This window comes from Metabacillus schmidteae (genome assembly GCF_903166545.1).
GTDB classification, from domain to species: Bacteria; Bacillota; Bacilli; order Bacillales; family Bacillaceae; genus Metabacillus; species Metabacillus schmidteae.
On record NZ_CAESCH010000003.1, the window covers coordinates 224,931 to 248,313 of the forward strand.

The window sequence follows — 23,383 nt, forward strand, 5'->3', positions numbered from 1 at the left end:
CTTTTATTTATGCATTATTGCTACTAGAGGAGGAAACTATGTTCAAGAAATTAGTAAATAAATATTCTTTCTTATTTATTGCCGCAATGATTATGTGGGTGAAAACGTATGTTGTTTATCAAACAAGCTTTGATATCAAAATAGAAAATCCTATGCAGGCTTTTATATTATTTCTAAATCCACTAAGTTTCTTTTTACTTATTTTTGGATTAGGTCTTTTTATGAAACAGAGAGCAAGAAATATTTATATTATTGTCGTGAGTACAATAGGTACGATTATGTTGATTGCCAACATGATGTTTTACAACTTTTTTAATGATTTTTTAACGATTCCTGTACTCTTTCAATCTAGTAATATGGGAGATTTGGGAAGTAGTATTGAAGAGTTGGTAAAGCCAAGTTACTTTCTATTGTTTGTAGATATCATCTTTTTGATTTGGTTAGCTAGAAAATATAAAAACAAAGTGATTAATGCAGTGACTATAAAAGAAAGAGTTGCTTATTTCTTACTAGTTTGTGCGGTATTTATGTTTAATTTGGGACTAGCTGAAGTACAGCGTCCTCAACTTTTAACTCGTTCCTTTGATAGAGAGATGCTGGTGAAAAATATAGGTATATTTAATTTTCACATTTATGATGCTATTTTACAGTCAAGAACAACTGCCCAAAGGGCACTTGCGGATAGTGACGAGCTAACAAATATTCAAAACTATATTAAAGCAAATAAAAAAGCACCAAATGAAGAACTGTTTGGAATTGCAGAAGGGCGTAATGTGATTTTTGTTTCGATGGAATCGACCCAGAGCTTTGTGGTGAATGAAACATTGAATGGTGAGGAAATTACACCGTTTTTAAATGACTTTATTCAAGAAAGCTATTACTTTGACAATTTCTATCATCAAACGGAACAGGGGAAGACGTCTGATTCAGAATTTCTGACAGCAAATTCACTGTATCCACTTGGAAGAGGTGCAGTATTTTTCACAAATAGTAACAATGAGTATAATGCTACTCCTGAAATCCTAAAGGAGCATAACTATTACTCAGCTACTTTTCATGCGAATAATGCAAGCTTTTGGAATCGGGATATTATGTATAATTCATTTGGTGTTGACCATTTTTATGATATAGATAGCTATGAAGTAACAGCTAAAAATTCAGTTGGTTGGGGTTTAAAGGATAAAGAGTATTTTGAACAATCAGTTGATCTAATGAAAGAACTACCACAACCGTTTTACAGCTACTTTATCACGTTAACAAATCATTTTCCTTTTGAGTTAGGGGAAGAAGATAGATTCATAGATGAATTTGATTCAAATAGTGGAACTCTAAACAGATTTTTTCCAACAGTACGTTATCAAGATGAAGCATTAAAGAGATTTATTGAGAAATTAAAAGAGTCAGGTCTTTATGAGAATTCGATTATTGTGTTAATGGGGGACCATTATGGCATCTCTGAAAACCACAATAAAGCGATGGCTAAGTTTTTAGAAAAAGACGAAATTACACCGTATGATTCTGTACAATTGCAACGAGTACCATTCTTAATTCATATGCCAGGTATAACAGATCAGAATCCTAAATTAATCTCAGATATTTCAGGACAAATTGATGTGAAACCTACTTTATTACATTTGTTGGGTATTGATACAAGTGACATGATTCACTTTGGAAATGATTTATTCTCACCTGAGAGAAATCCTTTTGCAGTATTGCGAAATGGAAGCTTTATAACCGAAGATTATATCTCTGTATCTGATGTCTGTTATGACCGAGAAACAGGTGATATTGTTGACGGTGAGGAAACATGTGATCTTTATGCAGAAAAGGCTCACAATGAGTTAAGTTTTTCGGATAAGATTATCTATGGAGACTTATTGAGGTTTTATAATGAAGAATAACTTTAAATTATTATATGGATTAAAAAATCTAAGGTTAAACTAATATAAACAACATAATAAAAATACAAAAAAGAAAGAACCCTATAGACATCTTAGAAAGGTCTTTTAATAGGGTTCTTTTTTTGTGAATAGAAAAAAATTAAAAAAAGTTTATTTTACTGTTACACCATAATAATTTAAATAAATATAGAAACGTTAAGACAGTTAAGGACCTGAATACATTCAGATTATGGATTCAACATACACGTAGTTAATTTAGGGGAAAAAAATATTTCTATCAAATGTATGTCTTACTTTTTGATTAAATATATCATTTTTTTCTAAAAGTTTACTTATGTATACCGATATAAAACATGACAGAAGTATATCTTACAGAATGAGAGGTGAGACCAAAGATTATTATTTAATGTGATGTTTACGCTGTTAGGATCTGAATACTAAATGTTAGGAATGCAGAGATGAATTTTGAATATTAGGATATCCCTATTTGCTTATATCTATATAATAATAGAATTACTTTTTATTGATTGGATCTGTTTTTGACTAAAGCTAATCTGTTGGATTTGTATTTGATAGTACTAAAGCATTTAAAGGAGTTAATTTGCTATGGGAGGTATATTTTGAAAAAGTTATTCGTATTGTCGATTTTTTCCATATTATTATTAACAGCGTGTAATCAAGATATTACACCAACTGGAAATAGTATATTATCTCATGTAACGACTGCTCACGTAGAAGGCGATGATGTGTATTTTAAAGTGAACGGTACTTATTTAATCGCTGAAAACCAAAAGGAAGCTTTTCAAACCCATCAAAGTAATTATTTTACTTTAATTGAAATGTCTGACGGATCATACGTTATTAAGAAAAACGATAAACAACAACAAGATGGTTACAGTTACGAAGAAGCACAAAAAAAACGTGAGGAAAACCAAGAGATAATAGCTCAAAGGGCTCAAGAAGAAAAAGAAAAAAAGGAAGAGCTAAAAGCAGAAAAAATTCAGTTTCAACGTGAAAAAGAAGAGCATAATAGAGGTATTGAACAGCAAGAAATGGAATTAAAGGCTCAAAGGCAAGAAGAACTGTTAAGGATGCAGGAAGAACAGTTAAAAATGCGAAAAGAAGAAAAAGAAAAAGCGGAATTAGCAAAAGCAGAAGAATTTCAATTTCAACGTGAAAAAGCAGAATACAATCAAGTTATTCAACAGCAAGAATTCGAATTGAAGGCTCAAAGGCAGGAAGAACAATTAAAAATGCAAGCTGAACAACTAAAAGTTCAAATTGAACAACTGAGAAAAGAAATAGGGTATGAAGAATAATATCCAGTTGGATTTAAAAGGAATTATTATAATAATAAAGAAAAGAAAAATGTGGAGGATTAATCTTCCACACCTTTCTATTTTACAATAAGTACAGGACAATTCGCTCTCTTTGCTACTTTATGACTAACACTGCCCAACACAAATTCCTGGATTCCGTTTAAACCTCGACTGCCAATTACTACAATGTCAATATTGTTATCGCTTACATAATTGACAATGCATGGACCTGGTTCGCCATGTAAGATCTTTATTTCATAGGAGACTCCGGCTTCCATTGCTTGTTTTTCAACTTCCTTCATTCGTTCTTTACGCTTATCATTGATATCAATAGAATTCCAGTTGCTTAGGACATCAGATTTAGCTCTATCCGCATCAATAACATAAACAACATCTATGGTTGAACCTTTACTACATGTAGCAATATGAATAGCGTTTTCAGCAGCGCGCTTAGAGTGCTCTGAGCCGTCTGTTGCTAATAAGATCTTCTTGTACATCTTTTCACCTCCTACTCATCCTAATGAGAGCTTAGTTTGTTCGCGAGTTTACCAACTAGTTCTGAGCTTTCCTCGTTTAAGCCGGTCACGTTTACATTCTTACCAGTTTCCTCAAACTTTGAAACAATTTTGTCAATAGCAGCAACTGCAGAATCATCCCAAATATGAGACCGAGTAAGATTTACTTCAACAGATGTAATTTCTTCTTTATAATCAAATTTTGTGAGCAATTCCGTTACCGATGCAAAGAATAGTTCACCATTGATATTATATATTCTTGTATCTCCTTTTAAGTGACTTTCTACACGTATTTTGGAAATTTTAGACACAAAGAAAATCGCACTTAATAAGATTCCAGAAAAGACACCTATAGCTAAATTATGAGTATAAATAACGGTGACAACCGTGATGATCATCACAAGCGCATCACTTCTTGGAATCAAATGAAGGGTACGAATGGAATTCCAATCAAATGTACTAATCGAAACCATGATCATGACACCTACTAAAGCAGCCATTGGAATTTGTACAACAATATCACCTAAAACAATAATTAGAAACATGAGAAATGCGCCTGCAACTAGTGATGAGAGGCGTCCACGCCCACCTGATTTAATGTTTATGACTGATTGTCCAATCATGGCGCAGCCTGCCATACCTCCAAAGAACCCTGTAATAATATTAGCGATTCCTTGACCTTTCCCCTCAGCATTCTTATTACTAGGAGTGTCTGTCATATCATCAACAATAGATGCTGTAAGAAGGGACTCTAATAGCCCGACAATAGTTAAAGCAAGTGAGTAAGGTAAGATAATCATAAAAGTTTCAATTGAAAGGGGGATGTCTGGTATCAAAAAGACAGGTAATGTACGCGTTAATTCTCCCATATCTCCTACAGCTCTAACATTGATATCCATAATAAGAGCAATAGTTGTTACGGCGATAATAGCAACAAGAGTAGAAGGGATTACCTTCGTTAAATAGGGTAATAAATAGATGATCAATAATGTAATTGCAACTAGCAAATACATTATTGATGTTTCGCCTTCAAAATGCTGTAATTGTGATGTGAAAATGAGTATGGCAAGGGCATTTACAAAACCGACCATAACGGAACGAGGTATAAACTTCATATATCTCGCTAGTTTTAAAAAACCGAATATAATTTGAAGTACCCCTGTTAATATAGTTGCAGCTAGCAGATATTCAAGTCCGTGATCTCTAACTAGATCAAGAAATAATAATGCCATTGCCCCAGTTGCAGCTGATATCATTCCAGGCCTTCCACCTACAAAGGCAATCGTTACTGCGATTGTAAAAGAAGCATAAAGTCCAACCATTGGATCAACACCGGCAATAATAGAGAAGGCTATAGCCTCAGGGATTAGCGCAAGTGCAACAACTAATCCTGATAGAACATCTCCTTTTATATTGCCGAACCAAGACTCCTTATATGTTACCTGTTCCAATTATTACTACCTCCTTTATCCTTTTGTTAGTATGTGCAGGTACTTTCTAATAACTCTAAAGAATTTGTCTAGCCATAAGATCATGTCGAAAAAAACCTGTACTTAATGTTTGCGTTTGTTCAATTCATTTGTGAAAATAAGAGTATCTAGTTGATCGTGTGAAACAAGCCAATTATTTTTATATTTTTTCTAGGCTGTTTTCGTAAATATTATATTTTTCAGAATGCAATATTTAAAAATAGTGGAATAGAGCAGAAGTCGCTCGATTCCTGCAGGAGAAGAGGAAATTGCGCGGTCTCACAGGCGAATCCGAGGGAGGATCGGCTTCCTCCCCAGACGAGTGCCTGGATCGCAATGGAACGAACCTGTTTGTACGAGCAATGGCTTAAAAAGAAACAAGAATGCGAAAACAGCCTTTTTCTAAAATATAAAAATTTTTATAAAAAGCATAAAAAGAAATGAATAAAAAGATAAAGGAGGATTCAATGAGTGAAAATGAAGCAGTAAAAGTTATTCCACTAGGTGGAATGGGTGAGATAGGGAAAAATATGTACGTCATTGAATGCATGGATGAAATCATAATTGTTGATGCGGGTGTGAAGTTTGCAACCAATGATTTACTTGGAGTAGACCTACTTATTCCTGATTTCTCATACTTAGAGAAAAATACGGAAAAAATAAAAGGTCTCTTTATCACACATGGCCATGAGGATCATATTGGAGGTATACCGTATTTGCTCAAAAAGATAAACATTCCGATTTACGCGGGAGATTTAGCTTTGGGGTTTATTAAAAGTAAATTAGAAGAACATCAACTCCTCCATATGGCAAAACTCCATGAAATATCAGAGAACAGTAGAGTGGAATATCATCATTCTTTTGTTACTTTTTTTAGAACAACACATAGTATTCCTGACTCTTTTGGGATTGTCATCCATACACCTTTAGGGAATATAGTACATACAGGTGACTTCAAATTCGATTTGACTCCCACCGGGAAACCATCGGATGTGTCGCGTATGAGTGAAATAGGGAACTCGGGTGTATTGTGCCTATTATCCGATAGTACAAATAGTGAAGTTCCCGGATTTTCAGCTTCTGAGCAATATATTAGTGACAATATCTTTGAGGTCATCAAAAGCCAGAAAGGCCGAATCATTGTTGCTTTATTTGCATCGAATGTTTATCGACTTCAACAGGTTATTAAAGCCTCAATTGCGACAGGTCGTAAAGTAGCTGTTTTTGGTAGAAGTATGGAAAGAGCAATTTCGATTGGGAAAGAATTAGGATATATAAAGGCACCGTATGGAACATTTATTGGAGCGGATGATGTTAACAATTTCAAAAAAAGTCAGGTGACGATACTCTGTACTGGAAGTCAAGGAGAGCCTTTTGCTGCGTTATCAAGAATAGCGGAAGGTAAGCATAGATTCATAAGTGTTGAACGTGGAGATACCATTATTTTCTCATCTTCGCCAATACCAGGCAATATTCTTGATGTAAATAAAGTGATCAATAAACTATTAAAAGCCGGAGCCGAAGTTATCGATAATCAATTGTATGATATTCATACATCCGGTCATGGTGGACAAGAAGAATTAAAACTGATGATTAACTTAATGAAGCCTAAATATCTTGTTCCAATTCATGGAGAATATCGAATGCAAAAAATGCATCAATCTCTTGCTCTTAATTGTAAAGTACCGGAAGAAAATATCTTTGTTTTAGATAATGGGGAAGTTATTGAAATCAGTTCTTCAAAAGCTAGTGTTGTAGGGAGTGTACCTTCCGGTACAGATTATGTACAAGGAAACAACGTAGTTAGTATAGGGAAGAAAGTAGCAAGTGATCGAAAAAGACTTGCTGAAAATGGTATCATTACCATTTTTATTCTCAAAGATGGTGTTAACATGATAGATAAGCCTCAGGTTATATCTAGAGGATTTGTTTATATGAGAGATGCAGGACCTTTAATGGGGGAATTACAGAACTTAGCCACTTCATTATTCCATCAATTAATTGATGGAACTGATGTTGAGAGACAAATGATGAATCTCATTTCTGATTTTATATATAACCGATTAAAAAGAAGTCCAATTGTTGTGATTAAACTTATTAATATTTCTTAAGAAGATCTATTTGGATCTTCTTTTCTTTTTGTCAAAGATGATTTTTCCACAAAAAAAGGATGTCAGAAAAATCATTATGTAAGCGCTTCAAATATTAAGCCTACAGTTATATAATAATTATATAAATGCTGGATGAAAGAGGGGGATACCGTGTTTCGTCATATCTTACTTCCAACTGATGGGTCAATCCATTCAATTAAAGCTGCAGAGAAGGCAATTCAAATTGCAAAGTTAAGCACGAACAGCGAGATTGAAGTCATTTACGTAGTAGATGGTAACACATCGAAACAAGATGTTTTGCGAAGTTGGGATTCAGCAGGAATTAGATATAGTAGAGAGAAAAGACTTCATGCAACAGTTAATCTTGCAAATAAAGCAGGTGTTAAGTATGCCATTAAGATATTAAGAGGAGACCCTGCCAAGATTATTTTAACTTATGCTAAAGAAAAACAAATTGACCTAATCGTAATGGGAAGCAGAGGGCTTAATTCTTTTCAAGAAATGCTGCTGGGAAGTGTAAGCCACAGAGTGACAAAGTATTCTCAATGTCCAGTTATGGTTGTTAAATAAGAATAGAGAATGAGGAAAGAGGCTGTCACTAAGATAGCCTCTTTGATGTTTATGGATACCAAAAAATAATTATATTAATTAATACTAAAATATAAATGGTTGTATTTAATTATAATTAAATTATGTAATTTATATTAGGGGTAGTAATTTATAGATATTTAAAGTAAATAAGAGTAAAAATAATATGATTTACGCTTACATCGAATTTTAATTATTTAATTAAAGGTGTTATTATTCAGGTACAAACAACGTCTGACTTTCGTGAGAGTCGAAGGTCGAAAAATACTAAATAGAGGTGAGAAAGTGAAAACTTATAACTTAAAACAACAATGGTTCGGTAATGTTAAAGGAGATGTACTATCTGGTATTGTTGTTGCTTTAGCTCTTATACCAGAAGCCATTGCCTTTTCAATCATTGCAGGTGTTGATCCTATGGTAGGTTTGTATGCTTCCTTCTGTATTGCTGTGGTCATAGCTTTTGTAGGTGGACGACCAGGTATGATATCAGGTGCAACTGGAGCGATGGCTTTATTAATGATTACATTAGTTGCTGATTATGGTCTTCAGTATTTATTAGCAGCAACCATTTTAACAGGTATTATTCAGTTTTTATTTGGAACATTTAAATTAGCTAGCATTATGAAGTTTGTACCTAGATCGGTCATGGTAGGCTTTGTAAATGCATTAGCGATTATGATCTTTACCTCACAGTTACAACATTTTGAAGGAGAATCTTGGGTGATGTACGGTCTCGTCGCCTTAACATTGGCCATCATTTATTTGTTTCCTAAGGTCACAAAAGCAGTTCCTTCTACATTAGTAGCCATTATTGTTGTAACAGCCATTGTGATTTTTGGAGATATTGGTGTGAGGGCTGTTGGAGATTTAGGGGTATTAACTCAGAGTTTACCAGTGTTTTTAATTCCCTCGATCCCTCTTACATTTGAAACATTAGCAATCATATTTCCATACTCATTAGCCCTAGCAATAGTTGGAATGCTTGAATCATTACTGACTGCAAATATCGTGGATGATATGACTGATACTGAGAGTAATAAAAATAAGGAAATACGTGGACAAGGATATGCCAATGTCATAACAGGATTCTTCGGTGGAATGGCTGGCTGTGCTATGCTTGGTCAATCCGTTATTAATGTAAAATCAGGAGGAAATGGTCGTTTATCTTCTTTAGTAGCAGGCATTGTCCTTATGTTTTTGATTATCGTTTTAGGGGGTATAGTAGTACAAATCCCTATGGCAGCACTAGCTGGAGTTATGATCATGGTTTCCATTGGTACGTTTGATTGGAGTTCTATTAAATCTCTTCATAAGATTCCGAAAACTGACGCGGTCGTTATGGTCATCACCGTTTTAACTGTCTTGTACACACATGATCTATCAAAGGGTGTATTAGCAGGAGTTTTATTAAGTATGATTTTCTTTGCAGCAAAAATTTCAAAGGTGCATATTGAAGAAACAGTACTAAATGATAGAAAAAAAGTTTACAAGGTTCAAGGTCAGATATTCTTTGCTTCAGTAGCGGACTTAATAAACAAATTCAATTATAGTGATGATGTAAAAGAAGTTGTCATTGATTTATCTCTAGCGCATCTTTGGGATGATTCAGCAATTGGTGCATTAGATAAAATTGAAATGAAATTTGAACAAAATAATATACATGTTTCTTATGTAGGATTAAACACAGAAAGTCAAAGGTTAAAGAAAAAAATTGGGGGCTTATCAAAGGCTTCTGGACATTAAATATGACAGTAAATGGAGAGATAAACATGCAAATCTTATTACCAGCAGATGGATCAGAACATTCAGTACGTGCAGCAGAAAAGGCCATTGAAGTTGCGAAGATGTTTAAAGGTAGAATCGATGTGCTATATGTTGTTGATGGAGCAACGTCAAAAAGCGATGTCTTGCAAAATGTAAGTAAATTTGAAATCGAAAGAAAAAGAAAAGCTAGATTACAGCCGATTGAAGACAGAATTATACATGCAGGGCTAGACTATTCAATAATCATAGAACACGGTGAACCGGGACCAACCATTGTAGAATTTGCTAATAGAGGTAATTATGAATGTGTTGTTGTGGGAAGTCGGGGATTAAATAAGTTACAAACAATGGTTTTGGGAAGCGTATCCCACAAAGTAGTCAAGCGTGTAGAATGTCCTGTAATGGTCATTAAATAAGAAAACATAAAAGGGAAGCATCTATTTAAAGTTGCTTCCCTTTTATGTTTTATCTTTAGAATATAGGATTAGCTATTAAAGTCGCTCTCCTCTTTTTAGCTTTTCTATATGTTCGTTTAGGTCTTCTTTCTTTACTCGCCAGTGTCTACCTATTTTAAAACCAGGTAATTTCCCTTCTTGGACAAGCTTATATGTAGTCATCTCACTTATTTGCAAATACTTTGCTACTTGAGCTATTGTCATGATCTCAGGTTCCATATAGAAACCTCCTAACTTTGGAATTACAAGTTTATTATATCATAGCAAGTACATGAATTTTTAGAAAAAAGGATCTCTTGGTAAATTTATTATATAGTATTCCCGTAAAGACCAATTAATAGGTGTATTAAAGAAAATTTAAATGTGATTTGGTGAATTTGAAAAATTAGATATGTCTATAAAAGAAATTATTGTAATTTTATGTTAAATTAACTACTAGAGTTAATTTTAAAAATAATGAATTTTAATTCTTCAATGACGATTAAATAGAACTTCTACATATTTTAAAGGGAGTGGAAATGCTTGTATAAGATTGTTTATTTTGATGAAGGTTCTGCAACAGATTTTCTGCAAATCCATTATGGAGGAAATATAGAGGTAGTTGATGAAGATAATGGAAAGTTTACTTATAAAGTTGGTGGTTCAGTCGATGGAAAGGTTGGAGCTGGAAATAGTTTCTTTTCATTGATTAAAGCAAGTATTTCTCTAAATGGTAATGCAAATATAGAAAAGTCAAAGGATTCAATCCTAAAATCTACTATAACCAATACTCTTTTATCAGACTTTGTAAAATTTGCAAATAGTGAAGAAAATAATAAACAAATTAGCGTTTTTAATGGTTTTAATGTAGATTCAATAAGAAATTCATTTACATTTATAAAAATGTATTCTCCATATATTAAGCTACTTAAAGAAGATACCGAATATACAAAAGATTTAGCTGACTTTAACTTTATAGAAATTGACGACATTCTTAAAGGAGCAAAAGGATACTATGAGTTACTAGCTGTTAAAGGTGAAGAAAAATCAATTCTTCGTTTTAATATTAATTCTTTTAGAAATAGTTATACTCTAACAGATTTAACAAAAATGGATTTAACATACTATGGCATAAAAGTGGGGGAATGTAATTTAGAAGATTTATTAGTAGAAAATGAATTTCCTAAGGATGAAGAAATTAAAAAATTGACAGCAGAAGAAATATTTAATGAACAAAAAAATGATGACACAAGAATTAGTTTAAATATTTACGATGTGTTGTTAGCAGGGATTTCAGGAGAAAAAGTATGAAATTTATAGTGTTTAATGGACCACTGGATGAATTTGAAAAAATAGTACCCAGTGAATATACCAATTCATTAACAAGTGTTGTTAGCGCAATGGATATGGTTTTTAAGGGAAACGAAATTAATCTTAGTATATTTGATTCACTTATTGTATATTCAGATGAGTATTCAGGTGTAAAAGAACATTTTATAGATGGGTTTATAAACTATATTTGTCTTTATGCTGAAAGGTTAGAGTTTGAAGAAGTGTATTTACATAATCCCCCAAAGAAAATTGTAGAACAACTACAGAACCATATATCTACTATTGAGTTAGAGGTTATCAATTATGTTTACAAAAGATTAACTGTTAAGAGATTAAGTAATATGAAGGAAAAGTTTGATTCAATTATTTATGGACAGGAACATGTAAAAAAAGAGATATTACAAACATTATATCCATTGACGAATAAGAGGAAGAATAAACCTAAGGTTCTTATGTTATATGGCCCTCCTGGTGTCGGGAAGACTGAGACAGCTAAGTTAATTAACGAGGTTTTAAACGGAAAAAAACTATTTAGGAAACAGTTATCTATGTTCCACAATGATAACATATACTCATATATCTTTGGAGATAAGGTTTTCTCTCTAGCGAAGGACCTTATTGAAAGGGAAACTAACGTTTTGTTATTGGATGAGTTTGATAAAGCACATCCTTTATTCTACAGCGCTTTTTATGAAATGTTTGACGAGGGACAATTTGAAGATAAATATTACAAAGTAAAGTTAGATAATACAATCATATTGTGTACATCTAATTATAATTCTCCAAAAGAAATAAAAGAAAAACTTGGTTCAGCAATATATTCTCGGTTTGACAATATTATTGAATTCAAAGAGTTATCTGAAATAGCGAAGTTGAAAATACTTGATAAAGTATATGAAGAAGAATTAATTCATTTCAAAAAGGCTGATCGTGAGTATCTGAAAAACTTATCTATTTTAGATAAGATGAAAAAAGTAATAAATCAATATGATAATGCAAGGGAAATACGAAAATCATTAATAAAAGTGTTATCGTATCCCTTTGTTGAAAAATTATAATGACAAATCATATAAGATAGAAATTAGAAAAAATTTTGAGTAATTCTTTACTACATTTAAAATTGTGAAATAAAAGGATTTTCATAATAAACAAATAAAGAACAACTTTTATTATAAATATTAACTCTTACAATTATATAGACCTTTCAAGCTAATCACTTCTTAATTTAGTTAAAAGATTTTTTGTATCTACTAATAGTATTATATAATATAAATTTTTCCGATTAATTATGGAAATTATTCTATTTGATTTAAATTAACTAATCTTATTCCGGTTAATTATGACAAAATCACTTTTAGTAAATATTGAATAAATAGGACTGCATTCCGACAAATTATGAAAAATTACATTCAGGAATTAGTAGACCAATATGGTGAATCAGTTATGGAGTGTGGAGTTAAAGTCTCAAGTGATCAAGGTAATTCTTGTGGGAGTGCGGGAAGTAGGCAAGGCTGCTGGACATGCGGAATGGTCAGTGGCAAAGATCCCATGCTTACACGCCATATACAAGAAGGTAAAACTAAATATCAATATCTTTTGGACTGGAAAACTCTTATGCTTCGAATGAGAAACGACATTCGTTATCGTGAAGTTCTTCCGAGACAACAATTTAATAAAAAACTTAAGGAATTGTCTCAAGATCGAAATGAAAGTAATCAAGTTGAACTTTTTGAATTAGCTGAGAATCCTCACATTGACCGCTATAACACATTTAAACGAGCGGAATATAATGAGTATGCTCCTGGTGCAATGACCGTAGAAGGTAGAAGAATATTGTTAGAATATCTTTTATATATTCAAGAGCAGACCGGATACAAATTAATTCATGAGTACGAAATTGATGCAATCCTTGATTGTTGGGAAGAAACTGATGGCATAGTGGTTTCTCGAAATGAATTAACATCTAAAGAGTTTTTATATGATGGTGAACTAATCTTCCTTCCGGATAAGAAAGTGAATAAAAAGCTAACCCAAAATCCTAATCCCGTCTTCTATGTAGATATAGACTTAAAAATGGAGGAAGGGGAGCTTTATGAGTTCTTTAAAGAACGTCAACAGGCTACTGGTAAGAGTTATTTCTTTTTCCCTAAAACTTTTGACGTCAGAGAAAAAACGTTGGTATGGAATAAAGTATCCTTTGTTGTGTGCGGAAAAGGTGTTCAGGATTCATTCCAGGCCCATGAGTTAGTATATGAATGGTTAGGTTGGGTCTATGGTTCCTTTAACGAAAAAACTAAAAAAGCAGCTCTAGATCACTTGCTACTTAGTGCGATTGGAGAAGGAGTTCTTACAAAAATAGAAGAGAATAAAAAGAAAGAATTGTCCAATTTGCCGAAAGTGGAAATTCCGCTTGTTGAGCATGATAATGGACAGTTTAGTTTAGCAATTTAATAAAAAGGAGAGTTTCTATATGGTGAATAGATATGAATATAAAGGTTATACCTTATTTGTACAATACGAGGATCATTTTAGTTATGTTGCTATTTGTAATGGTTATGAGGTGTGTCGAGGTACGTCTATTAATATTACAAAAGCAAAGTTCCAAACACTAATAGATTCGGGGTTACAAATAAAACAACCAAGAGTTATAGGTGAATAAATTTACAAAAGGGAGGACAATTTTCTCCCTTTTGTATTATTTATAAATCTTGTTTAATTAATAGTCTCTTATGATTAATAAGTTAAACCTTTATCGAGTATATAAAAAATCTAATAAAAATTAATATGAAAAATATCTAAGGGAGTGTAAGGAATATGTTATCCAAAAAACATAGAGTAGTAGCGGAACAAGCTCTTGAGTCATATATAGAGTCCTCGCCACTAACTCCGGAGTCTATTAACAGAGGCTGTTGTGAGGATTTTGCTGAATGTCTTAATTGGTCATATACTCATGAAGGTTTAAATCAGCATGAATACTGTTGTACTTTTGACTTTATATGCTCTAATGTAAACATTGATGATTATAGTGGAGATTGTGAATGTATAAAAGATTGGCAAGAGGATTCTATGACCTCTCTCGGTGTCCCTTTTAAGTATTTTCAAGAATATAGAAAAAAAGTAGAGAAATTTGATCCGAAAAGTTTGGTTTGTTATCACGTATGGTTGTTTGATGGAAAATATCATTATGATTCTGAGTGCTTAGACGGGGTAATAAATCCTTTAGAATTACCATTCTTTCAAAGACTTACAAAGGGGAAAAACTAATAAAGGAAAATATTTAGATATGCTATTGGTAAGGAAACATGTTTATAGAAGGTCTTATAAATATTAAAACCTTCTATAAACGAAAATTCAATTACCTAATTAAAAAAGAGCGTATAGAATAAATTTGAGGAGGAAGTTCAAAATGTATAAAAAAGATATGAGTGATAAATTAAAGAATTGGAGTTTTTATGTATTTCTGTTTATGATAATATCTCTTTGTTTCTTATTAATATTAGGTTCAATGAATTCGCTTATTAAAGAAATAATAGCATCTGTTATAACTGGTGTATTTGTTACCTGGATTTTATCATCGCTTGGTACTCTATATTTTCTAGCAAAGGTAAGAAAATTGAAGATTCAAGACCTAAATTTGGATTCTATGCATGATCCTAAAGTGATAGGGGAAATTGGAAATTTTGCACTTTTCACATATCCGCAGAGGTTTGCTTTTTGTTTGGGATTACTAACAGTTATTGTAGGTTACTCGATATTAATTGGTACTTTCCAAAATTGGAATCTAAGTGATTTCGGAACAGGGATTACAGTTTTTGGTTTGGGTTTAACGATTGCTACCTTACTCGAAGCAGATGTAAAGGAAAGAAGATTGTATAGAATTGAACAGATTCAATTTAACACTAGTAACCAAGAAATAAAGAATATAAAAAATTCGATAGATAACATATCTGAGAATTTAGATAGAATCCAAGAAATAGAAGAGATAAAAAAATCAATAGACATTTTGTTTCAGAAATTAGATAGGATTAATGAAAAAGAAAAAAGCAAGAAAAGATACCAAAGATAATAAGGGAGGCTCTAAGGATCCACCTTTATTATCTATGTGTTAGCTTTATCATTAACATATAATCCAATAATATATACTGTGAAATTAGGAGAAAAATAACCTTTTCCACAGAGGAGATTTCAGAATATGTAACTTGTTATTTAAATGTAGCTATAGTAAGATAGTTGTATATTACTTTTTCTTTATTCTTTTTTTTGCAACCTATTTATTGGTTAGCTGTTTACTTATCAAACTATAAGCACTCTTTGGAGTGATCTGTACACATTTAGTTAATCTATTTGTGTCTAACAGACATTCCAAGAGTGCTTTTTTGCGTTATCAAAAAACTTTTGGAAAGAGGTAGATTGTATGCAATTATTAGGAGATGTATTAGGAGCGAAAAGAGACGTGGTGACTGATTTACAGGTTGCTACTGCAAAACAAACTCATTTCTTTAAGAAACGTTTAAAGGTAGAGATCACATTAAAGGATGGTACTCGTCGTTATTTCAGATGTAAGTCTATTCATAAGGATGAAGCAATTCAAGAAGTTTTATATTTCGTGGATTGTATTGAGAAGGAATTACATCAGAATATTGTTTGGCGTTTTACTGACGAAAATCAATATTATTTCGGATCAAAATTACCAGACCGACCATCAAAGAAATTTAGTGTGAAAAAGGCACTAGTAGATTTCTTTTTCCCATTAGAGGATTAAAAATTGAGTTAACTAGTGGTTGCAGCAAAAAAAAGAAAAGAGAGTAATAGTAAAAAACTTTTAGAAAGAGTTTATGGACAATAAATGTCTATTTTATTGAAATTAGGAGAGTGAAATATTTCATGCTTAATCGAGTCGTGCTTGTTGGTAGATTAGTAAAAAATCCCGATCTTAGATATACATCAAGTGGAGTAGCTGTTGCTACATTTACTTTGGCAGTAAATCGTACGTTTACCAATCAACAAGGTGAACGTGAAGCAGATTTTCTGAATTGCGTAGTTTGGAGAAAACAAGCCGAAAGTACTGCAAACTTCTTGAAAAAAGGTAGTTTGGCTGGTGTTGATGGTCGTTTACAATCACGCTCATATGAAGATCAGACAGGGAAGCGTGTTTATGTAACGGAAGTTGTTGCGGAGACTGTTCAGTTTCTTGATGTAAAAGGTTCTGGAAATGGAAATCAGGACGGTAATCAAGAAAATAACAACACAAACCAAAATAACAACCGTAATCAGAGTCAAAATAACAATAACTCTTTTGGAGATCCATTTTCTAATGCCATTCCTTATGACATTCCAGACGATGATCTTCCCTTTTAAAGAGTCAATTCAATAATAAAAAGAGAGTGTTTCATTCCAATAGGAATGAGCACTCTTTTTTTGTTTTACTAATAAACGATGGGAGTAAATATTATGTCTAATATAGGTAACAAAATTCGCAGTGGATTTTTCGCAACCCCACATCTTCAAGGAGAATATGTTAAACAATTGCTAGATTTTTCAGGTGATTGTAGCATTTTAGATCCTACAGCTGGAGAAGGGGAATTACTTTCGCAACTTGCTGAAGAACAAGAATATAAGATTACCACTTATGGAGTGGAGCTTGATAAAGGCCGAGCTGAAAAGGCTTCTAAGGTGCTAGATCATTCTGTTAATGCTCCAATCGAATCCATGGTGATCTCTAATGATGTATTTAGTATGTTGTGGTTAAATCCTCCGTATGATTTTAGCATTAAAGGTATGGAAGATGATGAAGCTGATCGTAAGGAATATTTAGAATTGGTGAGAAATACAAGGTATTTAGCACCTAATGGAGTATTGGTTTTCGTCATTCCTTCTTACCGTATCGCAGATGCTAAGATAGCGAGATTTCTAGCTGTAAACTTCGAAAATATAGGGATTCTACGTTTTTCTGATGATGATTATGATGGTTTTAAACAATGTATATTCATTGGTACGAAGAAGCCTGGGAAGTTCAAAGAGTACAATAAAAAACTTTTTGATTTTCTGATTGAGATGGAATCAGAAGAGTTTGTAAAAACAAAAGTAACTCCTATTAACCTAATGGTCGGTAAACACAAATGGAAGGTACCGGCTGGTCCAACAGAAATTCGTACTTTCTATACAAAATTGGAAAGTAAAGCGAATTTTGTTGATGCTATTAGAAGTAGTAAAGGGTTCGCAGCGTTTAAAGAGCGTTCTAAACCGAAGTCACTTGTTTTAGGAGGAAATCCAATCATTAATATTGCACAAGGTCAGATGGCGTTATTGTTAGCTTCTGGTGCTTGTAATGGACTTATTGGTGAAGGGGATCACTTACATGCTGTACAGGGTTTAGAGATTGTTAAAAAAGTAAAGTCAGAAGAAGAGAAACATCACGAAAGTGGAGGAACTTCAACATTGACTAAAATCCGTACTGTCCGAGAAGTCTCTATAAAAGTAATTACTCCTTCAGGTGCAATTAAGAAATTCGTTTAATTGAGAGAATCGTGTTTTATTAACAATATAGTTTTTAAATTAAATGTAAATTTGGAGTGATTCAAAATTGGATATCACAATTTCTTCTATTTATCATACAAAATCTGCTAAGGAAATGGCATTTGATACTGCATGTGACATTCTAGAAAATCACGTATATGTATATGTTTCTAATCAAGTCGTGACTATTGCTAATAAACTAGACCATGGGTATATCAATGAAAGATGCAAAACCAAACAATTCAAGTTTAAAAATCAGTTTAAACTACGTTCATTCCTAAGTTATTTAAAGGAATATAAGAATGTAACTTTGTTAAATGGTGAGGCAATAAACTCTTATCCTTGGATATGAACAGAGTACTGAGTAAGGTTTGCACTTAAAAATAAACAAGCATGAGAGTTAATTTTAAATAAATTAGTGAGAGTGGAAGTTAACAAGAATATTGTTAACTTCCTTTTTTATCTGTTAAACAAAAGGAGAGGAATTTATATGGAACAAACACAATTAAGCTTTTTTGGAGCAAGTGAACAAATAAATCAGTTAATGGAAGATATTCGAAGCGAAGTTCAAGTGAATCGAAAGGTTGCTTATGATGTTGGGGTTAAGATAGGTGGAAGTCGTAAAGATGAAGCTATTCTAAGAAGTCAGTTTTCAAAGGAAAAAAACATAGAAATTCTATCTGAAATTGAGAAAACATCAGCTGTACTTGCAGCAGAGTTAATCTCAAAGCAGGAGCTGTTTTCTAATTTTTCTTTAGAAAATGAACGTGAACAAGGAGTAGATTGTAAAGTTGCAAGACTTAAACAATTACTCATCCAGCGAATAGACAATCAACCCTCGGATAATGAAGAAGCTCGAAAAAAATACTTCATTGCTGTACAAGAGTTGTCAAAATGGTTCAGTGTTTTATTTACATGGGATCAATTCAGTGACTTTATCAGCGTTATGAACAAACAGTTAATCTATGAGGGTACAAGTGATGATCATGTTAACTATACAGTTAGACGTATTGCTGACTTAAAAACAAAGCTTGTTGGAACAAACAAATCTGATAAGGTAACTATTTCTGAAATTGAAAGATTAATTCGCAAATCAGAAGAGCGTCTGAAAAATATTGAAGCCGCTAAAAAGTATTGTTATCGGATTTTAGGTGATTCCTTTAAAAACTTTTTCACCAAACAACAGAGTATCAATAGCACCTTAAAGGCTATAGAAAAAATTAATTCCTGGGATGTACTTCTTGCACCAAAAAAGAGTAAGGGTACAGGTAAGAAAAAGCAAGCTGTATGGGAGCGTTCCTTACCTGAACGTCCAGATCGTAAAGGAGGACGCGAAACCTTTGTTCGAAAACCAGAGGATATGATAACTGGATTTCAATTTAGAGGTGTAGAGTTTGGGCATTATGTGAATGACGAGAAAGGTCTTGAACATATTTTTCGTTGTTCTGAAGCTCTCCATGATCTAGTAGATATACTTGGTATCAATGACACTGATATATCGCTCGATTGCTCTCTTAGTCTTGCATTCGGGGCTAGAGGTAGAGGTAAGGCACTAGGACATTATGAGCCAAATTACAAGGTGATTAATTTTACTAAAGAGCGAGGTTCGCTTGGAATATGCGCTCATGAGGTTTTTCATGCTATTGACCATTGGTTGTATTGTATGTCGCATGAGAACAAGAATGGACGTATTGGTTATCTTTCAAATCTAGATAACATTGGTTCTGGTATCTCTAATGAACTTATTAGAGCTATGGAAGAATTAATAAAAGAAATGAAAGAAGGTAGCTCATTAGACTATTTTCCAAATGAAAATAAACCAGGTACATCTTGGAGAATTTCTTACGCATTAAAGACTCTCTATAAGCAAGAGAATGGTGATTTAGAGACTATCATGACTAAACAAAAGGTAAAACTTGATGAGTCTTATCAATATCATCTTTCAATGGTTTCTTCATTTAGCCGTGAAAAGGAAATCGAAAAATTGGAAAGAAGAAAGAAAAGAGACTTAAAAAAATATGCTCAGGCTCTTGCTTGGTATCATGAGCAAGAAACAGGCGAAAGAGTAGAGGGAATTCCTTATCCTACTGATAGAAGCCAATTCTTACAACAAGCGTTGCTTCTCGACAGAGGATCTTTAGGTAAGTATTGGTCTTCAAATGTAGAGTTAATCGCTCGTGCATTTGAAGCGTGGGTACAAGACACATTAAAAGCAAATAATCGTATCAGTGATTATCTTGTATGTGGTACCTACGATTCCATAGCTTATCCAATGCATGAGGAACGTGAAAAAATAAATGAAAAAATGAGTGCATTAGTGAGAGTTATAGCTAAATCCATTCATTCTAAATAAGAGTTTTATGAAAAGCAGGAATCTTTAGAGATTCTTGCTTTTTCTATTGAAAAATAGGGGGAAATAAAATTGAAACAAGTAATTAAAAAAGTATATACTGTGAGTAAGAAAGCGGATAATCCAAGATTGTGGTTGCAACACCTTGTTTGTGAGGCAGCTGGGTTAAAAGCTGAAGAAGAAATTTACATTTCAGTAAATGAAGAGAATCAAGAGATCATTATACAGAATCGGCCTATTAATCAAGATGATCATATATTACACGTATCATCACGTATCAGTAAGACAAGTGGAAAACGAAGACCGCTTGTAGATAGCGCAAAACAAGAATATGCCTCTATCTTAAGTATTAAACAGAAGGTTGAAATTTGTGTTTATAAAGACAATTGTACGAGTAGGATCGTTGTCAGACCTCTCCGTTACAAATTGTTGGAAACCGCTACAGTTGAAAGTCAATCGGATGAGAGATTAAGGCTATTATCTGTTTGTGCAGGAGCTGGAATAGGTACAGGGTGCTTGAAAGATACAAATGCTTTCACACCCGTAATGGAGATCGAATTTGACGATGATAGTTGTGAGGTTTTAAGACATAATTATCCACATTCATATCTATTCAATGGTGATATTCGAGATGTACATGAGGTTGTTGAATCTGATGTTGCTTTTGTAAGCCTTCCATGCTCAGAGCATAGCTCATTGGGCCATCTTGAAGGTAATGTTATGAATAACTTATTTATAGCAACTGCAAAGATTTTAATGAGCTCTCAGTGTAAGGTCCTATTTTTCGAGAATGTCCCAGCTTTCTATAAAAGTGAAGGGTGGTTTGCATTAAAAGAATTACTTCTTGATACCTACCCTTATTGGCAGGAAAAGAATATTGAAAGCTATGATTTTGGAGCAATTGCTACAAGGAATCGGACTTATTCTGTTGCATTCTCCGATTTTGACATGTTCCAGGCATTTCAGTTTCCCAAACCTCCAAATGTACGACGTAGAAAGCTAAAAGATTACCTAGATGGAAAAAATGGTGACTATGAGTGGAAATCATTAGAACATTGGATGACTAGTTTTGAATCAAGAGAAGCTTGGAAGGATCGTTCATTAGATAAGACATTTGTCGATGGTAATGCAAAGCAGATAAATGCAATCCCAAAAAGATACAGATCTCAATGTGCCTCTAATACCTATGTTTTAAGTGAAGATAAGAAGAAATTTCGATTCTTAACGGAAAATGAAATACGCCGTATTTTAAGAGTTCCTGAGTGGTTTGAATTTTGTGAGCATACTCCTAAAACTCGTCGTTTCGAGATGTTAGGACAATCCGTTTCAGGAGAAGTAATAAGAGCTATTGGTAATTCTATAGCTACTGTGTTTATGAAACAAGCACTTAATAAAGTTAACCAAACGGTGAGAGTAGTAAAAGAAAAAGTTGATAGTGCTGTGTCTATAGCAACAAATGGTCAACTTGAATTAATTATATGATTTGTAAATAGAAAGTGTAATAGGTTATAAACTATTACACTTTTCTTGTTCTTAAAACATCAGTTGTTAACTCAACATTTCTAACAAAGTATAGAAAATGATAAGTATTTAATCCTTTTTTATCCTCATTTACTAATAAACTTCACTTAATTGTATGGGCAACTTTTGTTAAAGTTATTTTTGAGGTGGTACGCATGTTAGATACGCCAATTAAGCCAATGCTCTTACAACCATCTATCAATATTCCAAATGGTGAAAACTATATTCATCAAGTAAAATGGGATGGGCATAGGGCTACATTACATTATAACAACGGAAAAGTTAAGTTGTTTACTAGACATGGTAACGACATTAGCTTTAAGTATCCTGAATTATGTAATATTATTCTTCCAGTTGAGAATTGTATCCTAGATGGAGAAGTAATAGCCTTCGACCAAAGTGCATCTCCACCAACTCCTTGTTTTGATAATCTAATTGTACGATTTCAGGCTTCTAAAAAGGACAAGATTGCTCAATTACAACAAACAATTCCTGTACATTTTTCGGCCTTTGATATTCTCTATCTGAATGATAGAGAACTAACCAAACTCAACTTGTCACAACGTTTAGATATACTTGAAGCCACCATAACGAATAATGAGTTCATATCATATAGTGCTAGTTATTCCGATGGTGAGGAACTCTTTAAAAAAATGGTTGAATTGGGTATGGAAGGTATTGTGTCAAAAAACCTTAATAAACCATATTATATCGACTCCAGACCAAAAGACGTCTTCTATAAAATAAAGAATTATCAGTATGAAGTAGTTACTATTTCTGCACTTAGAAAGAATAAATTTGGATGGTTAATGACTAATGAAGAAGGTAAGTATAAGGGTGTTTTGGAGTTTGTACCTCCTGATGAAAGAAAAGCATTTTATCATATTTCAAAACAACTAATTCAATCTGAAAATCGGGAATATATATATCTTAATCCTTTAGTGAAATGTAAAGTGAAGTACCAATGTTTATCAAAAAATGGATTAATGAGAAGTGCTAGTTTCGAAAATTTCGTTCTATCATAAAAAGGAGAATCCATTTATTCTTATGGATTCTCCTTTATCTTATAAGTTATCTATTATTTACCGCATCTTTCAATTGTTTACCTGGACTGAAAGAAGGCACTTTTGATGCTTGTATTTCAATTTCTTCTCCAGTTTGAGGGTTGCGGCCTTTACGAGCAGCACGTTCTTTTACTTCAAAGTTACCGAATCCTATTAATTGAACTTTATCTCCCTCTTTAAGAGTATCCAGAAGTACATCTAACACTGAATCTACTGCTTTTGTTGCATCTTTCTTAGACAATTCAGATCTGCTAGCTACTTCATTAATTAGTTCAGTTTTATTCATGAAAATGACCTCCAATTTAAGTACTACTAAAGGATATTATCATATAAGAACATTAAATGTCATATTTTCTATGATCTTCAAGATCATTTCAAATGAAAAGGGTCAAATAGACATAAAGTCTTGTCGAATTTAAGCATAGAGGTTATAATACCCATATATTAATTTTCCTTTTTTATTTTTTAGCGACCCATTTTTGGTCAGCTGTTGCTTAAC

Annotated in this window: 23 protein-coding genes; 19 read left to right on the forward strand and 4 right to left on the reverse strand. The window is 32.9% G+C overall.

The window, feature by feature from the left end; translation table 11 throughout:
* Positions 1 to 38 precede the first annotated feature (38 nt).
* On the forward strand, positions 39 to 1,901 hold the full coding sequence (locus HWV59_RS26760) for an LTA synthase family protein (protein WP_101568134.1): 1,863 nt from the start codon (positions 39 to 41) through the stop codon (positions 1,899 to 1,901).
* Between the two features lie 620 nt (positions 1,902 to 2,521).
* Complete coding sequence (locus HWV59_RS26765; protein WP_101568133.1) at positions 2,522 to 3,220, forward strand: hypothetical protein; 699 nt, start codon at positions 2,522 to 2,524, stop codon at positions 3,218 to 3,220.
* 77 nt (positions 3,221 to 3,297) lie between these two features.
* Here the strand turns inward: HWV59_RS26765 and HWV59_RS26770 are convergent, their stop codons facing one another.
* Together HWV59_RS26770 and HWV59_RS26775 are read right to left on the reverse strand one after the other, a co-directional pair.
* Entirely contained in the window at positions 3,298 to 3,717 is a 420-nt protein-coding gene (locus HWV59_RS26770; RefSeq protein ID WP_101568132.1) for a universal stress protein, read from the reverse strand.
* A gap of 20 nt (positions 3,718 to 3,737) precedes the next feature.
* Positions 3,738 to 5,186 carry a SulP family inorganic anion transporter gene (locus HWV59_RS26775; RefSeq protein WP_101568131.1) on the reverse strand — a complete coding sequence of 483 codons (1,449 nt, stop codon included), beginning with the start codon at positions 5,184 to 5,186 and terminating at the stop codon, positions 3,738 to 3,740.
* A gap of 485 nt (positions 5,187 to 5,671) precedes the next feature.
* Between HWV59_RS26775 and HWV59_RS26780 the strand changes: the two genes are divergently transcribed.
* The 4 genes from HWV59_RS26780 (at position 5,672) to HWV59_RS26795 (ending at position 10,083) form a co-directional block, all read left to right on the forward strand.
* A complete protein-coding gene (locus tag HWV59_RS26780; protein ID WP_101568130.1) occupies positions 5,672 to 7,315 on the forward strand; it encodes a ribonuclease J in 1,644 nt (547 codons plus the stop codon).
* Between the two features lie 150 nt (positions 7,316 to 7,465).
* Positions 7,466 to 7,885 carry a universal stress protein gene (locus HWV59_RS26785; RefSeq protein ID WP_101568129.1) on the forward strand — a complete coding sequence of 140 codons (420 nt, stop codon included), beginning with the start codon at positions 7,466 to 7,468 and terminating at the stop codon, positions 7,883 to 7,885.
* A gap of 303 nt (positions 7,886 to 8,188) precedes the next feature.
* Entirely contained in the window at positions 8,189 to 9,646 is a 1,458-nt protein-coding gene (locus HWV59_RS26790; protein WP_101568128.1) for a SulP family inorganic anion transporter, read from the forward strand.
* A gap of 20 nt (positions 9,647 to 9,666) precedes the next feature.
* The gene (locus tag HWV59_RS26795) at positions 9,667 to 10,083 is read left to right on the forward strand and encodes a universal stress protein (protein ID WP_101568153.1); all 417 of its coding nucleotides are present in this window, start codon (positions 9,667 to 9,669) and stop codon (positions 10,081 to 10,083) included.
* A gap of 75 nt (positions 10,084 to 10,158) precedes the next feature.
* Here the strand turns inward: HWV59_RS26795 and HWV59_RS26800 are convergent, their stop codons facing one another.
* On the reverse strand, positions 10,159 to 10,341 hold the full coding sequence (locus HWV59_RS26800; protein WP_101568127.1) for a helix-turn-helix domain-containing protein: 183 nt from the start codon (positions 10,339 to 10,341) through the stop codon (positions 10,159 to 10,161).
* Positions 10,342 to 10,644: 303 nt separating this feature from the next.
* Here HWV59_RS26800 and HWV59_RS26805 point away from each other — a divergent pair, with 303 nt between their 5' ends.
* From HWV59_RS26805 to HWV59_RS26865, 13 genes are all read left to right on the forward strand, one after another.
* Entirely contained in the window at positions 10,645 to 11,412 is a 768-nt protein-coding gene (locus HWV59_RS26805) for a DUF6414 family protein (RefSeq protein ID WP_101568126.1), read from the forward strand.
* Positions 11,409 to 12,491, forward strand: coding sequence for an AAA family ATPase (locus tag HWV59_RS26810; protein ID WP_101568125.1), 1,083 nt, complete (start codon positions 11,409 to 11,411; stop codon positions 12,489 to 12,491). The genes HWV59_RS26805 and HWV59_RS26810 overlap by 4 nt, the downstream gene beginning before the upstream one ends.
* A 337-nt stretch (positions 12,492 to 12,828) precedes the next feature.
* Entirely contained in the window at positions 12,829 to 13,884 is a 1,056-nt protein-coding gene (locus tag HWV59_RS26815; protein ID WP_175640790.1) for an adenine nucleotide alpha hydrolase family protein, read from the forward strand.
* Positions 13,885 to 13,903: 19 nt separating this feature from the next.
* Positions 13,904 to 14,092, forward strand: coding sequence for a hypothetical protein (locus HWV59_RS26820; protein ID WP_102232152.1), 189 nt, complete (start codon positions 13,904 to 13,906; stop codon positions 14,090 to 14,092).
* 155 nt (positions 14,093 to 14,247) lie between these two features.
* Entirely contained in the window at positions 14,248 to 14,697 is a 450-nt protein-coding gene (locus HWV59_RS26825; protein ID WP_102232151.1) for a hypothetical protein, read from the forward strand.
* Between the two features lie 142 nt (positions 14,698 to 14,839).
* Positions 14,840 to 15,499 (forward strand): hypothetical protein, encoded by a 660-nt coding sequence (locus HWV59_RS26830; protein WP_102232150.1) that lies wholly within the window; start codon positions 14,840 to 14,842, stop codon positions 15,497 to 15,499.
* Between the two features lie 348 nt (positions 15,500 to 15,847).
* Positions 15,848 to 16,195, forward strand: a complete 348-nt coding sequence (locus HWV59_RS26835) for a DUF6018 family natural product bioysynthesis protein (protein ID WP_102232149.1) — start codon at positions 15,848 to 15,850, stop codon at positions 16,193 to 16,195.
* 122 nt (positions 16,196 to 16,317) lie between these two features.
* A complete protein-coding gene (gene ssb / locus HWV59_RS26840; RefSeq protein ID WP_102232148.1) occupies positions 16,318 to 16,791 on the forward strand; it encodes a single-stranded DNA-binding protein in 474 nt (157 codons plus the stop codon).
* Positions 16,792 to 16,884: 93 nt separating this feature from the next.
* Complete coding sequence (locus tag HWV59_RS26845) at positions 16,885 to 17,949, forward strand: DUF6094 domain-containing protein (protein WP_219722829.1); 1,065 nt, start codon at positions 16,885 to 16,887, stop codon at positions 17,947 to 17,949.
* A gap of 67 nt (positions 17,950 to 18,016) precedes the next feature.
* Complete coding sequence (locus HWV59_RS26850) at positions 18,017 to 18,301, forward strand: hypothetical protein (RefSeq protein ID WP_102232147.1); 285 nt, start codon at positions 18,017 to 18,019, stop codon at positions 18,299 to 18,301.
* A gap of 138 nt (positions 18,302 to 18,439) precedes the next feature.
* Positions 18,440 to 20,302: an LPD1 domain-containing protein gene (locus tag HWV59_RS26855; protein WP_102232146.1), complete on the forward strand. Its 1,863-nt coding sequence runs from the start codon at positions 18,440 to 18,442 to the stop codon at positions 20,300 to 20,302.
* 69 nt (positions 20,303 to 20,371) lie between these two features.
* A complete protein-coding gene (locus HWV59_RS26860) occupies positions 20,372 to 21,781 on the forward strand; it encodes a DNA cytosine methyltransferase (protein WP_175640791.1) in 1,410 nt (469 codons plus the stop codon).
* A 194-nt stretch (positions 21,782 to 21,975) separates the two neighbouring features.
* Positions 21,976 to 22,845, forward strand: a complete 870-nt coding sequence (locus tag HWV59_RS26865) for an ATP-dependent DNA ligase (protein WP_102232144.1) — start codon at positions 21,976 to 21,978, stop codon at positions 22,843 to 22,845.
* A gap of 46 nt (positions 22,846 to 22,891) precedes the next feature.
* On the opposite strand, the gene HWV59_RS26870 is transcribed toward HWV59_RS26865, so the two are convergent.
* Positions 22,892 to 23,170, reverse strand: a complete 279-nt coding sequence (locus HWV59_RS26870; protein WP_102232143.1) for an HU family DNA-binding protein — start codon at positions 23,168 to 23,170, stop codon at positions 22,892 to 22,894.
* Positions 23,171 to 23,383: the final 213 nt, after the last annotated feature.

Coding starts and splice junctions, on each gene's coding strand:
- HWV59_RS26760 (WP_101568134.1), top strand. CDS start 39: ATGTTCAAGAAATTAGTAAATAAATATTCTTTCTTATTTATTGCCGCA.
- HWV59_RS26770 (WP_101568132.1), bottom strand. CDS start 3,717: ATGTACAAGAAGATCTTATTAGCAACAGACGGCTCAGAGCACTCTAAG.
- HWV59_RS26780 (WP_101568130.1), top strand. CDS start 5,672: ATGAGTGAAAATGAAGCAGTAAAAGTTATTCCACTAGGTGGAATGGGT.
- HWV59_RS26800 (WP_101568127.1), bottom strand. CDS start 10,341: ATGGAACCTGAGATCATGACAATAGCTCAAGTAGCAAAGTATTTGCAA.
- HWV59_RS26810 (WP_101568125.1), top strand. CDS start 11,409: ATGAAATTTATAGTGTTTAATGGACCACTGGATGAATTTGAAAAAATA.
- HWV59_RS26815 (WP_175640790.1), top strand. CDS start 12,829: ATGAAAAATTACATTCAGGAATTAGTAGACCAATATGGTGAATCAGTT.
- HWV59_RS26820 (WP_102232152.1), top strand. CDS start 13,904: ATGGTGAATAGATATGAATATAAAGGTTATACCTTATTTGTACAATAC.
- HWV59_RS26825 (WP_102232151.1), top strand. CDS start 14,248: ATGTTATCCAAAAAACATAGAGTAGTAGCGGAACAAGCTCTTGAGTCA.
- HWV59_RS26830 (WP_102232150.1), top strand. CDS start 14,840: ATGTATAAAAAAGATATGAGTGATAAATTAAAGAATTGGAGTTTTTAT.
- HWV59_RS26835 (WP_102232149.1), top strand. CDS start 15,848: ATGCAATTATTAGGAGATGTATTAGGAGCGAAAAGAGACGTGGTGACT.
- ssb (WP_102232148.1), top strand. CDS start 16,318: ATGCTTAATCGAGTCGTGCTTGTTGGTAGATTAGTAAAAAATCCCGAT.
- HWV59_RS26845 (WP_219722829.1), top strand. CDS start 16,885: ATGTCTAATATAGGTAACAAAATTCGCAGTGGATTTTTCGCAACCCCA.
- HWV59_RS26855 (WP_102232146.1), top strand. CDS start 18,440: ATGGAACAAACACAATTAAGCTTTTTTGGAGCAAGTGAACAAATAAAT.
- HWV59_RS26865 (WP_102232144.1), top strand. CDS start 21,976: ATGTTAGATACGCCAATTAAGCCAATGCTCTTACAACCATCTATCAAT.
- HWV59_RS26870 (WP_102232143.1), bottom strand. CDS start 23,170: ATGAATAAAACTGAACTAATTAATGAAGTAGCTAGCAGATCTGAATTG.